Below are 13,762 nucleotides of genomic sequence, written 5' to 3'. Positions count from 1 at the left end.
GGAGGTGTTCGCCGAGGCCGGGACGATCCTGGGGCGGGCCACCGCCGGGCTGATCAACGTCGTGGATCCCGAGGTCGTGGTGGTGCTCGGTGAGGGCACGGCCGAGTGGCCCCTCTGGCGGGACGGCTTCGAGAAGGCGCTCAGGGCGCAGCTCTACCCGGGCCGGCGCGACATCTCGATCGAGGTGGAGAGCTGGGACGACACGAGCTGGGCCCAGGGCGCGGCGGCCCTGGTGCTGGCCACCCCGTTCGACGCGGCGGGCGCGGCCGGAGAGCAGGGCCGCCTGGTTCGCGCCCGCCTCATCGGAGCCACGCCGTGAGCGCCCGTACCAGGTCCGGACGCGTGAGCGAGGAGGCGACCCCATGACCCTCACCGCCGCCCCGCCGAAGGCGCGGGCCACGCGCCAGCGGAGCAGGCCGCGCAAGAGCTGGCGGTACGCCGGGACCGTCGCGGTGTTCCTGCTGCCGAGCCTGGTCCCGCTGACGCTCTACACGATCATCCCGATGCTCGGCTCGCTCTGGACGAGCCTGCACGAGTGGGACCTCATCACCGAGATGCGCTGGGTGGGCCTGGGCAACTACGTCGAGCTGATCGGCGACCCCGAGACGCGGGCGGCCTTCCTGCACACGCTCTACTTCATCGCCGGCTACCTGCCGCTGGTCTACGCGGGCGGGCTCGGCTTGGCGATGCTGCTCAACCGGGCGCCTCGATCAACTGGGGCCGGGCGGAGCCTGCTGCGCGGCGTGTACTTCCTGCCGGTGATCACGAGCTGGGTGGTCGTGGCGCTGATGTGGAAGTGGCTGCTCAACCCGGCCAGCGGCGTCGTCAACTGGGCGCTCGGGCTGTTCGGGGTCAGCGGTCCCGGCTGGTGGACCGATCCGGACTGGGCGATGCCGTCGGTCATCCTCGCCTCGGCCTGGAAGGACCTGGGCTTCGTGATGATCATCCTGCTGGCCGGGCTGCAGTCGATCCCCCGCGAGTACCAGGAGGCCGCCATGGTCGACGGCGCCACGCCATGGCGCAGGTTCCGGCATATCACGCTGCCGTTGCTGTCCCCCTCGACGTTCTTCGTGGTCGTGATCTCGCTGATCAACGGCTTCCAGGTCTTCGACCAGGTCAAGATCATGACGGGTGGCGGGCCGGGCGGGGCGACGCAGGTGGTGGTGTCGCAGATCTACGACCTCACCTTCAGGTACGGCCGGGCCGGCGCGGCCTCGGCGCTGTCCTGGCTGCTGTTCGCCGTGGTGCTGATCGTGACCATCGTGCAGATCCGGGGCCAGAGGCGGTGGGTGACCTATGGGTAAGGCGATCCGCTACCTGCTGGTCGGGGTGGGCGCGCTGGTGATGCTGTTCCCCTTCGGGTGGGCGGTGATCACCTCCGTCACACCGGGCGACGCCGTGCTGGCCGTGCCGCCCGACTTCACGCCGGAGGGCGCGAGCCTGGACGCGTACGGGAGGCTGCTGGAGACGCTGCCGTTCTGGCGGATCGTGCTCAACAGCGCCTGGATCGGCGCGGCCTCCACCGTGCTGCAGCTGGTCACGAGCGCCATGGCCGCCTACGCGTTCGCCCGGCTGCCGTTCCCCGGCCGGAGCGCGCTGTTCGCGGTCTACCTGACGACGCTGATGATGCCGCTTCCGGTGCTGGTCGTGCCCCTGTTCATCGAGATGCGCACGTTCGGGCTGGTCGACACGTATTTCGCACTGCTCGCGCCGACGATCGCCTCGGCGTTCGGGGTGTTCCTGCTGCGGCAGGCGATCAACCAGGTGCCGAGGGAGTTCGACGAGGCGGCCGTGCTGGACGGCGCCGGGCATTTCCGGATCTTCCTGTACGTGGTGCTGCCGCTGATCCGGCCGGCGCTGGCCACGTTCGCCATCTTCGGCTTCATGGCCAGTTGGAACAGCTACCTCTGGCCGCTGATCATCATCAAGTCGCCCGAGTTCATGACCCTCCCCCTGGGCCTGGCCACGCTGCACGGCCAGTTCACCACCGAATGGGACGTGGTCATGGCGGGGTCGGTGATCAGCGTCGTACCGATCCTCATCCTCTACGTCTTCGCGCAGAAGCACGTCATCGCCAGCGTCGCGCAGAGCGGGCTCAAGTAAAGGAATCCCCCCATGTCCAGAAATTTCGCACTCATCGCCGCCATGAGCTCCGTAGCGTTGCTCGCCGTCGCCTGCTCCCAGGGGTCGGCCACCAGGGCCACCACCGGCGCCGACGGCAAGACCACCGTCAGGTACTTCACCTTCTCCGCCGCCCCCGACCACCTCAAGGACCTCGACACCATCGAGAAGGCCTTCGAGAAGGAGAACCCGAAGGTGGACGTGGTGGTCGAGACCGCGCCCTTCGAGGAGTACTTCACCAAGCTCCAGACCAGCATCGCGGGCGGCACCGCGCCGGACGCGTTCGAGCTCAACTACGAGAACTTCGTCACCTACGCCAGCGCCGGCTCCCTCCTCGACCTGGGCACGCTGGCGGGCGACGGCGACACCTCCGGCTACGCGCAGGAGTCGCTCAACGCGTTCAACCGCGACGGCAAGCAGTACGCCCTGCCCGCCTCCTTCTCCACGGTGGTGCTCTTCTACAACAAGGACCTGTTCGAGAAGGCCGGGGTGGCCGCGCCGACGGCGGACTGGACGTGGGCCGACGAGCAGGCCGCCGCCGCCAAGCTGACCGACAGGAAGAAGGGCGTGTACGGCGACTACCAGCCGGTCCAGTTCTTCGAGTTCTACAAGACGCTCAAGCAGGCGGGCGGCGAGTTCCTGTCCGCCGACGGCAAGAAGTCCACCTTCAACAGCCCCGAGGGGATCAAGGCCGCCACGTGGCTGGTCGGCAAGGTGGGCAAGACGATGCCGACCGAGGCCGAGATCGGCGGCGCCGCCGACTACGACACGAACCTCTTCAAGTCCGGCAAGCTCGCCATGTGGCACAACGGCATCTGGCAGTTCGCGGGGCTCAAGGACGTGCCGTTCGAGTGGGACGTGGTCGTCGAGCCCGGTGACGCGGCCAAGGCCAGCGCGGTCTTCCACAACGCCGTCGCGGTCTCGTCGGGAACCAAGAACGGCAAGGACGCCTACGCGTGGGCCCGGTTCCTGTCGTCCTCCAACGTCGCGGCCACCACGCGCATCCAGTCGTCCTGGGAGCTGCCGCCGGTCGCCGACCAGCAGGTGCTCTCCGGCTACCTGAAGGACCCGAAGCCGGCCAACCGGCAGGCCGTGTTCGACTCGCTCAAGTCGATCGCGCTGCCGCCGGTCATCAAGCGCCAGCAGGAGATGCAGGACGCGGTGACCAAGCAGCTCAGCGAGGCCGCCGCCGGGCGCACGCCGGTGGCCGACGCGCTCAAGGCAGCGGCCGCCGACGTCGACGCCCTGCTCGGATAGATGTTGAGGAGAGATCCGTTGTCCCTCGTCGCGCACAGCCTCGACGTGATCAAGAGATTGCAGTCGCCCACCGGGGCCTATCCGGCCTCGCCCACCTTCTCCGCCTACCGCGGTTACTCGTGGCTGCGGGACGGGGCGTTCGTCGCCGAGGGGGTGAGCAGGCACGGCGACGTGGCCGGCGCGGACGCCTTCCACGCCTGGTGCGCCCGCGTGGTCGGGGACCGCGCCGGCCAGGTCGACTCGCTCGTCTCGCGTGCCGCCCGCGGCCAGACCGTGCCCGTCTCGGAGATGCTGCCGACCCGCTTCACCCTCGACGGGATGGACGGCGCCGACGAGTGGTGGGACTTCCAGCTCGACGGGTACGGAACGTGGCTCTGGGCGCTGCGCGAGCACTCCGCCCGCCACGGAAAGGCGGTGCCCGGGGCGGAGAAGGGCGTCAGGGCGGCCACCAGATACCTGACGGCGTTCTGGCACCTGCCCTGCTACGACTGGTGGGAGGAGCACGTCGAGCAGCGGCACGTGGCCACGCTCGGCGCCATCCACGCCGGCCTGCGGGCCGCCGTCGCGCTCGGCGTGCTCGGCGCGGCCGAGGAGGCGGCCGCGGCCGAGGCCGCCGAAGGCGTCGCGGCGCTGGTCGAGCGGGAGGGCGTCGCCTCCGGCCGGCTGCGCAAGTGGCTCGGCGGCGATGCCGTCGACGCCAGTCTGCTCGCGTGCGTCGTGCCGTTCGCGCTGTACCCGGCCGGGCATCCGGTCGGGGCGGCGACGGTGGCCGAGGTCGAGCGGCAGCTCGCCCGCGACGGCGGCGTGCACCGCTACCTCGCCGACACCTTCTACGGCGGGGGCAGATGGGTGCTGCTGGCCGGGTTCCTGGGCTGGAACCACGCGGCGGCGGGACGACCCGCCGAGGCCCGCCGCTACCTGGACTGGATGGCCGCCCAGGCGACGCCGGAAGGAGATCTGCCCGAGCAGGTGTCGGACCTGCTGCTGGCCCCGGACAGGCGCCAGGAGTGGCTGGACCGGTGGGGGCCCGTGGCGACGCCGCTGCTGTGGTCGCACGGGATGTACCTGATCCTCGCCGACGAGCTGGGGGTGCGGGCATGATCCGGCATCGGCCGCACGGGTCGGGGCACCCGTACGCGACGACCGAGGACCAGCGCGTGCCCGCCCAGCCCTTGGACGGCGAGGCGGTGGAGCTGCGGGTCAGGGCGGCGGCGGGCGTCGAGGCGGTGGTGTGCGAGTGGGCCGTGGACGGGGCCGCGCCCGTGGAGCTGCCGCTGGCCAGGGGCGAGGCCGGAGTGAGCGCGGCGGCGCAGGATGTGGTCGGCGTGAGCGCGCAGGCGCAGACCGTGGCCGGAATGAGCGCGCAGGCGAGGGCCGGGGCGGGCGGAGAAGCGAGCGCGGCCCCGGCGGCCGACGGCGGGCACTTGGCCGCCGCCCAGGCCAGGGCCGCGCGGGCCGCCGCCGGGTCGTGGGCGGTGCGGACGCCCGTCCTGCGTGCCGGGCATCGGTACGCCTACCGCTTCCGTGCCGCGCTGGCCGGTGGCGGGAGCCGTACCAGCAGGTGGTTCGAGGTGTCGGCGGCGAGCTGGTCGGAGGACGGCGGGAAGCTCGACGTCAGGGGCGCCGACCGGGTGGTGCCCGGGAGCGTGCGGTGGCTGGCGGACGCCGACGGCGTGCGGCGGGTGCGGTTTGAGCTGGCGCTGGGGCCGGACGAGCACGTGGTGGGGTTCGGCGAGCGGTTCGACGCCGTCGACCAGCGCGGCCGCGAGCTCGACGCGGTCGTGTTCGAGCAGTACAAGGCGCAGGGGCGGCACGGGCGCACCTACCTGCCGATGCCGTTCGCGCTGGTCGTGGGGGGCGCGGCGAGCTGGGGGCTGCACGTGGCGACCTCGCGGCGGACCTGGTACGACGTCGGCGAGCGGCTGCGAGTGGAGGCCGAGGTGGGCCGGGACGGCGTGCTCGGGGTGCGCTTCCACGACGGCCCCGAGCCCGCCGACGTGCTCCGCGGCTTCCTGGACGACGTCGGGCGGCCGGCCGAGTTGCCGTCGTGGGTGTTCCGGTTGTGGGCCAGCGGCAACGAGTGGAACACGCAGGAGCGGGTGATGGCCGAGATGGACCGGCACCGCGAGCACGGCATTCCGGTGGGGGCGCTGGTCATCGAGGCGTGGAGCGACGAGACGACGTTCACGGCCTTTCGCGGGGCCGCGTACGAGCCGTCGGAGGAGCCGCACCGCCTGGCCGGCTACGCCTTCCCGCCCGACGGTCCATGGCCCGACCCCAAGGGCATGGTGGACGCGTTGCACGGCCGCGACATCAAGGTGCTGCTCTGGCAGATCCCGCTGCAGAAGATGCGCCCGCACCCTCGGCATCAGGCGGCCGTGGACGCCCGGCAGCTCGTCGAGCGCGGCTACGGGGTGCGCGAGGCGAAGGGCCGTCCCTATCGGAATCGGGGGTGGTGGTTCCCGCTCGCGCTCATGCCCGACCTGTCATCGCAGGAGGTCCGCGACTGGTGGACGGCCAAGCGCCGGTACCTGGTCGAGGAGGTCGGGATCGACGGGTTCAAGACCGATGGCGGCGAGCACGCCTGGGGGCACGACCTGCGGTATGCCGACGGGCGTGACGGCGGGGAAGGCAACAACCTGTTCCCCGTCCACTACGCCCGCGCCTTCGGCGACCTGCTCAGGTCGTGCGGCAAGGCGCCGGTGACGTTCAGCCGGGCGGGGTTCGCCGGGTCGCAGCCGCACGGGGCGTTCTGGGCCGGGGACGAGGACTCGACGTGGGAGGCGTTCCGGGCCTCCATCAAGGCCGGGATCACGGCCTCGGCCTGCGGGATCGTCTATTGGGGCTGGGACCTGGCCGGGTTCTCCGGGGAGGTGCCGGGCGCGGAGCTGTACCTGCGGGCGGCGGGCGCGTCGGCGTTCATGCCGATCATGCAGTACCACTCGGAGTTCAACCACCACCGCACACCCATCAGGGATCGCACGCCGTGGAACGTCGCCGCCCGCACCGGGGACGAGCGGGTGATCCCGGTGTTCAGGCGGCTGGTGGAGGTGCGCGAGCGGCTGGTGCCGTACCTGGCTGAACAGGCGCGCACGGCTGTGGGCGGCGGCGCGCCGCTCATGCGCGGCCTGTTCTTCGACCACCCGCGCGATCCGGAGGTCTGGCGGCATCCGCTGCAGTACAAGCTCGGGGACGCGCTGCTCGTCGCCCCCGTGACAGAGCCTGACATTTCGGAAATCTCGGTCTATCTACCAGAGGGCGAGTGGATTGACGTCTGGACCGGACGCGCACTCGCCGGCGGGCAGGAGGTGCGGCTGCCCGCCCCGCTCGACCGGCCGCCCGTTGTCTGCGCGGCGGAGCACTGGCCCCGCCTCTCCCCCGTCTTCGCTTCCTGAGAGGAGCGCCCTCGTGACCCGGTTACGGACGAGTGTCATCGTGGTGGTGATCGCCTTGTTATCCTCCTTCGTCGCCCTTCCCGCCTACGCGCTCGACGGCGTCTATCACAACCCGACCGGGATCGACGACCTCTACTCGGCCGAGCCCACCGAGCGCGTGCCCCGCGACCCGATGGCCGGCGAGGGGGTCGAGATCAACGCGACGACCTGGCCGATCGAGCCGGGCCAGACGGTGTGGATCTCCTGGACGAAGAACGGCGCGAATCAGACCCCGATCGGCGCGGCGTGGGACCACAACAGCGGCAACAACAGCTACTGGAAGATCGAGCTCGGCACGTTCGCCCGCGGTGACAAGATCTCCTACACCGTGCACGCGGACGTGAACGGTGGCGGGCAGAAGAGCGCCGGCCCGTTCTCGTTCACGGTCACCTCCTGGAGCACGGTGACGAACGTGACGGGTTACACCGACAACGGCACGTCGGTGGAGGTCACGACCGGCGACAGCGCCGGGAGCTTCACGCCGAAGATCCGCTTCGCGTTCCCGGCACTCGACCGCTTCAGGACGCAGATCGCCCCCAGCGGGCAAGGTCTCAACATTTCCGGCATTTCTGGATATACGGTGACCGACTCCGCGAGCACGCTCACGATCTCCACGAGCTCCCTGGTGCTGAAGCTCCAGAAGTCGCCGTACCGGCTGTCGGTCTACAAGGGCGACGGCACGACGCTGATCACCCGCCAGTACGATCCCGCGACGTTCAGGAACATCGGCTGGGCCAGCGACGGCGCCACCACCATCACCAAGATCGAGGACCACTTCATGTCCCCGGCCGGCGAGCGCTTCGAGGGCTTCGGCGAACGCTACGACCGGCTCGACCAACGCGGCACGGACGTGCACAACTACGTCTACAACCAGTACAGGGACCAGGGCGCCACCCGGCGCACCTACCTGAGCGTGCCGTTCTTCCTGAACTCGGCCGGGTACGGCATCTACCTCCCGAGCACCCGCTACGCGATCTTCAACCTCGGCACCCACCTGAGCGACCTGGCCGGGTTCACGGTGGACACGAGCGGCGCGCTGAATTCCACGCTCGACTACCACTTCTACGCCGGCACCCCGGCCAAGATCGTGGACCACCACACCGCGACGACCGGTCGCCCGCAGCTCCCGCCGAAGTGGGCCTTCGGCGTGTGGATGTCGGCCAACGAGTGGAACACGCAGGCCGAGGTGAACGCCGAGCTGGCCAACGTGGCGACGTACAAGATCCCGCACACGGCGATGGTGCTGGAGCAGTGGAGCGACGAGGCCACGTTCTACGTCTGGCACGGCGCGACGTACACGGCGAAGCCCGGCAGCGGCAAGCTCGCCTACGGCGACCTGACCTTCCCCGCGGGCACGGCGTGGCAGGACCCGAAGGCCATGGTGGCGGGCGCCCACAGCAAGGGGATCAAGATGATCCTCTGGCAGATCCCGGTGTTGAAGGAGAATTTCGACAGCAACCCGCCGACCGCGCCGCAGCAGCATCTCAACGACAAGGCGTACGCGGAGTCGCAGGGATATGTCGCCAAAAATCCCACCAACGGCCCTTACCGCATCCCGACCGGCCAGTGGTTCGGCGACAGCATGGTCCCCGACTTCACCAGCGCGACGGCGACGAACTGGTGGATGAGCAAGCGCGACTACCTGATCGACGAGGTCGGCATCGACGGCTTCAAGACCGACGGCAGCGAGGCGATCTTCGGCCGGGGCGTGCAGTTCGCCGACGGCCGCAAGGGCGACGAGATGCACAACGCCTACCCGAACAGCTACACCGGCGCATACAACACCTACGTCAAGGGAAAGAGGCCGGACGGCGCGATCTTCAGCAGGGCCGGCACGTCGGGCGCCCAGAGCAGGTCGATCTTCTGGGCCGGCGACCAGAACTCCAGCTTCTCCGCCTTCCAGGAGGCGGTCAGAGCCCAGCTCAGCGCGGGCCAGTCGGGGGTGCCGTACACGGCCTGGGACCTGGCGGGCTTCACCGGGACCTTCCCCAGCGCCGAGCTCTACCTGCGGTCGGCGGCCCAGGCGACGTTCTCGCCGATCATGCAGTACCACTCCGAGAAGGCGAATCCGGGCACGTCGGAGGCCCGCACGCCGTGGAACGTGCAGGCCCGCACCGGTGACACGAGTGTGGTGCCGGCGTTCCGCAAGTTCGCCAACGTGCGCATGAACCTGATCCCGTACCTCTACACCGAGGCCAAAGCGAGCGCGGCCACGGGCGTGCCGATGATGCGCGCGATGAGCTTCGCCTTCCCCGGCGACGCGACGGCCGCCGCCCTGGACCAGCAGTACCTGTTCGGCTCGCAGCTCCTCGTCGCGCCGATCACCGCGCAGGGCGCGACGTCCAAGAACGTGTACGTGCCCGCCGGCGAGTGGTACGACCTGTGGAACGGCGGCCGCGTCACCGGCCCCGGCACCAAGACCTACAACGCCGGCCTGGACACGATCCCCGTCTACGCCAAGCCGGGAGCGATCATCCCGCTCAACCTCAACGCCGACTACCAGCTCGGCGGCGAAATCGGCAACAGCGTGGACGCCTACGCCAACCTGACATTCCGGATTTATCCCTCAGGCACCACGTCATACGCATATTTCGAGGACGCCGCGAACGCCACCCGCACCGTCACCTCGGCGGAGAACTGGCCCGGCCACGCGGTCGCTGTCACCGTGCCGCCACTGACCACGACCAGCACCCTGCAGGTGGCGAGCACCAAGCCCACCTCCGTGACGGGCGCGACCGCGCGGGCCACTCTGGCCGACCTCAAGACCGCCGCCGAGGGCTGGTGGTGGGACCCGGTGCGGCAGCTCACCCACGTCAAGCTGGCGAGCAGCGCCTCCAGCAGGACGGTCACGCTCAACGGCGCGGACAAGGCCGCCTACGAGGCCGAGCTCGCGACCGGCACCGGCACCTCCACGAACACCGACCACGCGGGCTACACGGGAACCGGCTTCGCAGACGGCTTCGCGACCCCGGGCGACGCGGTGACCTTCCAGGTCAAGGCCGACACGGCAGGGAGCCACCAGCTCAAGTTCCGCTACTCGACCACGGTGAACGCCACCAGGACCGTCTACGTGGACGGCGTGTCCGCCGGCACGCTGTCGCTGCCCGCGCTGGCGAACTGGGACACGTGGGGCACCGCAACCCTCACGACCTCGCTGACGGCCGGCGCCCACACCGTCAAGATCGCCTATGACGCGGCGAACACCGGCGGGATCAATCTCGACAACCTGGTGGTGGCCCAATGAACGGTGGCGCCATGACACGCGTGATCGTCTTTCTGTCGGTTCTGCTCATGCCCCTGCTGGTGGCGTCGTCCGCGCAGGCGGCGGTCCAGCGGGTGCAGTTCACCAGCGGCTCGGCGTACCTGATCGTGGAGTTCCTCGACGACGACCTCGTGCACTTCGAGCTGGCGGGCGGCACGGGCCCGGGCACGAGCTCGCCGCTCTTCACCACGCCGCAGGTGGCGAAGAAGGACTACACCGGCCCGTCGAGCTTCACCCAGTCGGGGAACACGATGACCACGGGCGCCATGAAGGTCGAGGTCGCGGCCGGGACGCTCTGCGTCAAGGTCTCCGACCCGGCCCGGCTGCTGTACGAGGCGTGCCCGCGCAACCTCGCCCAGGCGTGGAAGGGCCTGACGATCAGCAAGGGCTCGATCCAGAACGCGTACGGCCTGGGCGAGCAGTTCCTCATGGGCGGCAGCGCCGACGGCGACTGGGTGGGCCGCACCCGCACTCCGGGCGGGACATACGGCAACGCCATGGTCTACGACACCGACAACGGCCCGGTGGGCAACACGCAGATCCCGGTGCTGTTCGCGGTGGGCCCAGCCGATGTGAACACAGGGAACCTGAACTACGGCCTGCTGCTCGACCAGGTCTACAAGCAGGAGTGGAGCCTGACCGGAGATCCCTGGACGGTGGACACCTGGGGCGACCAGCTCAGGTGGTTCACGATGACCGGGCCCGACCTGCCGGACCTGCGCAAGGACTACATGGGGCTGACCGGCAGGCCGCCGGTGCCGCCGAAGAAGGCGTTCGGCATGTGGGTGTCGGAGTTCGGCTACGACAACTGGGCCGAGATCGGCAACCGGCTCGACGGGCTGCGGGCGGACGCGTTCCCAGTGGACGGGTTCGTGCTGGACCTGCCGTGGTTCGGCGGGGTGACGGCCGGGTCGGACAACACCCGCATGGGCACGCTTTCCTGGGACACGACCGCCTTTCCCAACCCCTCGGCCACCATTTCCGACTACGCCACCAACAAGGGCATCGGGTTGATGACCATCGAGGAGTCGTACGTCGGCAAGAACCTGCCCGAGCACGCCGACCTGGCCTCCCGCGGCCATCTCGTCAGGGCGGGCTGTCCGGGCTGCGCCCCTGTCTACCTGACGACCAACGACTGGTGGGGCCGGGGCGGCATGATCGACTGGACCCAGGACGCGGCCGGCGACTACTGGCACGCGCTCAAGCGGCAACCGCTCGTCGACCAGGGTGTCCAGGGCCACTGGCTGGACCTGGGCGAGCCGGAGATGTACGACGCCGGGGACTGGACCTCCGGCGTGCTGCCCGGCAAGCACGCCCACGCCGACTACCACAACCTCTACAACCTCAAGTGGGCCGAGAGCGTGGCCCGCGGCTACACGTCCGGCACCAAGCGCCCGTTCATGCTCGCCCGCTCGGGCGCGGCGGGCATCCAGCGGCACGGCGTGGCCATGTGGTCGGCCGACATCGGCTCCAAGCTGACCGCGCTGGCCCAGCAGCAGAACGTGCAGATGCACATGTCGATGTCCGGCATTGACTACTTCGGCTCCGACATCGGCGGATTCCGCAGGGAGATGCTGAACACCGGAGCACAGGAGCTCGGGGCGAGAGAGCGAGGAACGATGCCAACGAGTCCCGAAGCGGGTGCGACCATGGATACAGACCTGAACGAGCTCTACACGCAGTGGTTCGCCAACGGATCGTGGTTCGAGGTGCCGGTGCGGCCGCACACCGAGAACCTGTGCAACTGCGCGCAGACCTCGCCGGACAAGATCGGGCACAAGGCGAGCAACCTGGCCGGCCTGCGCCAGCGGTACGAGCTCGCGCCCTACTACTACTCGCTGGCCCACCGCGCTCAGCGCTTCGGCGAGCCGGTGGTGCCGCCGCTCGTGCACTACTACCAGAACGATCCGAACGTACGCGAGATGGGCCACGAGAAGCTCATCGGCCGCGACCTGCTGGTCGGCGTCGTGGCAGGCGCCGGCCAACGCGATCGCGACGTCTACCTGCCGGCGGGCACCTGGTACGACTACGCCACGGGCGAGCAGCTCACCAGCTCCGGCCAGTGGTTCGACGACCGGCCGCTGTGGGTCAACGGGGTGTTCCGGCTGCCCGCCTTCGCCAGGGCGGGGGCGATCATCCCGAAGGCGCACGTGGACGACAAGACCATGAACGTGCTGGGCAAGCGGACCGACGGCAGCACCAGGAACGAGCTGATCGCCCGCGTCTACCCGGACACCACGTCCACGAATTTCACCCTTTACGAGGACGACGGGGCCACAACTGCGTACCAGAGCGGCTCCGTCCGCACGACCCAGATCAGCCAGCAGCTCAGCGGCGGCGCGGCCACCGTCACCGTCGCCGCGTCCAGCGGCACCTACACCGGCGCCCCGGCGAGCAGGCCTACCGTGGTGGAGCTGGTGTCCGGCACCCAGGCGTCGGCCGTGACGCTGAACGGCTCCCCGCTCACCCAGCACGCCACGAAGGCGGCCTTCGACGCGGCCACCAGCGGCTGGTACAACGCGGGCGGCAACCTGATCGTCGCCAAGGCGGCGAGTGCGAGCGTCACCACGGCCAAGACGTTCGCGTTCACGCTCGGCCAGGCGCCGGCCTCGATGACGTTCAGGTGCGACAACGGCACCACCACGCCCGGCCAGTCGGTCTACGCCGTCGGCAGCGTCCCGCAGCTCGGGGCCTGGTCGGTGGCCGGCGCGGTCAAGCTGTCGCCCACCGCGTACCCGACCTGGACCGGCACGATCGGCGCTCTCCCGCCGAACACGGCCGTCGAGTGGAAGTGCGTCAAACGCCAGGAATCTGGCTATCCCGACACCGCCGACCAGTGGCAGCCGGGCGCGAACACCTCGTTCACCACCCCGGCGAGCGGCGGCGGCGGCACGACCACCGGCGCCTTCTGACCGCTGAGGCGCTCCCCTTTCCGGGGAGCGCCTCAGCATCCCGGTCGCGGTGTTAGCCTCAAGTACGTGCTAGGCGCGGGGACCTCCCTCAACGACCGCTACGTCCTGGCCGGTCGCCTCGGCGGCGGGGGCATGGGCGAGGTCTGGCGTGCCGACGACACGGTTCTCGGGCGCGCGGTGGCGATCAAGGTGCTCACGCCCGCTCTGACCGAGAACCCGACGTTCGCCCAGCGCTTCCAGAACGAAGCCAGGGCCATGGCCACGCTGCGGCATCCCGGTGTGGTCAACGTCTACGACTACGGCACCTGCGAGGTCGACGGGCGCCAGGTGAGCTTCCTGGTCATGGAATACGTGCGGGGCGAGTCGCTCGACCGCATCCTGCACCGCGGCCCGCTCGGCCCCGCCGCCACCATGCGACTGGTCGCCGAGGTCGGCGACGCGCTGGCCGCGGCGCACGCGCAGGGCATCGTGCACCGCGACGTCAAGCCGGCCAACCTCATGATCAGGCCGGACGGCAGTGTAGCGCTCACCGACTTCGGCATCGCCCACTCGGTCTCCGCGGGGCATCTGACGGCCACGGGCACGATGCTGTGCTCGGCCGGCTACTGCGCTCCGGAGATGGCCACCGCCAGCGACGTGACGCCGGCGGTCGACGTCTACGCCCTGGGCGTGGTGGCGTACGAGTGCCTGACCGGGCATCTGCCGTTCCAGGGCGACACCCCCGTACAGATCATCTTCAAGCACCTCCACTCCCCCATCCCGCCCCTCCCCCGCGA

The 13,762-nt window shown here is 70.0% G+C and carries 9 protein-coding genes; all 9 read left to right on the top strand.

Annotated elements, in window-relative coordinates:
- Positions 1–319 (top strand): hypothetical protein (locus EJK15_RS72080; RefSeq protein ID WP_206061965.1); only part of this gene is annotated, 319 nt, incomplete at its 5' end.
- A 43-nt stretch (positions 320–362) separates the two neighbouring features.
- The gene (locus EJK15_RS61040) at positions 363–1,304 is read left to right on the top strand and encodes a carbohydrate ABC transporter permease (protein WP_138719521.1); all 942 of its coding nucleotides are present in this window, start codon (positions 363–365) and stop codon (positions 1,302–1,304) included.
- On the top strand, positions 1,297–2,103 hold the full coding sequence (locus EJK15_RS61035) for a carbohydrate ABC transporter permease (RefSeq protein WP_138719520.1): 807 nt from the start codon (positions 1,297–1,299) through the stop codon (positions 2,101–2,103). Before EJK15_RS61040 ends, EJK15_RS61035 begins: the two co-directional genes overlap by 8 nt.
- A 12-nt stretch (positions 2,104–2,115) precedes the next feature.
- Entirely contained in the window at positions 2,116–3,378 is a 1,263-nt protein-coding gene (locus EJK15_RS61030) for an ABC transporter substrate-binding protein (RefSeq protein ID WP_138719519.1), read from the top strand.
- 18 nt (positions 3,379–3,396) lie between these two features.
- The gene (locus EJK15_RS61025; protein ID WP_206061963.1) at positions 3,397–4,479 is read left to right on the top strand and encodes a glycoside hydrolase family 15 protein; all 1,083 of its coding nucleotides are present in this window, start codon (positions 3,397–3,399) and stop codon (positions 4,477–4,479) included.
- Complete coding sequence (locus EJK15_RS61020) at positions 4,476–6,773, top strand: glycoside hydrolase family 31 protein (protein ID WP_138719517.1); 2,298 nt, start codon at positions 4,476–4,478, stop codon at positions 6,771–6,773. Before EJK15_RS61025 ends, EJK15_RS61020 begins: the two co-directional genes overlap by 4 nt.
- 13 nt (positions 6,774–6,786) lie before the next feature.
- Positions 6,787–10,056, top strand: coding sequence for a TIM-barrel domain-containing protein (locus EJK15_RS61015; protein ID WP_206061961.1), 3,270 nt, complete (start codon positions 6,787–6,789; stop codon positions 10,054–10,056).
- Positions 10,057–10,067: 11 nt separating this feature from the next.
- Positions 10,068–12,986, top strand: a complete 2,919-nt coding sequence (locus EJK15_RS61010; RefSeq protein WP_138719515.1) for a TIM-barrel domain-containing protein — start codon at positions 10,068–10,070, stop codon at positions 12,984–12,986.
- A gap of 66 nt (positions 12,987–13,052) precedes the next feature.
- Positions 13,053–13,762: serine/threonine-protein kinase (locus EJK15_RS61005; protein WP_138719514.1), on the top strand; the 710-nt coding region annotated here is incomplete at its 3' end.

The organism is Nonomuraea basaltis (assembly GCF_005893125.1).
Taxonomy (GTDB): domain Bacteria; phylum Actinomycetota; class Actinomycetes; order Streptosporangiales; family Streptosporangiaceae; genus Nonomuraea; species Nonomuraea basaltis.
This window is presented reverse-complemented; position numbering and strand designations above follow the sequence as displayed.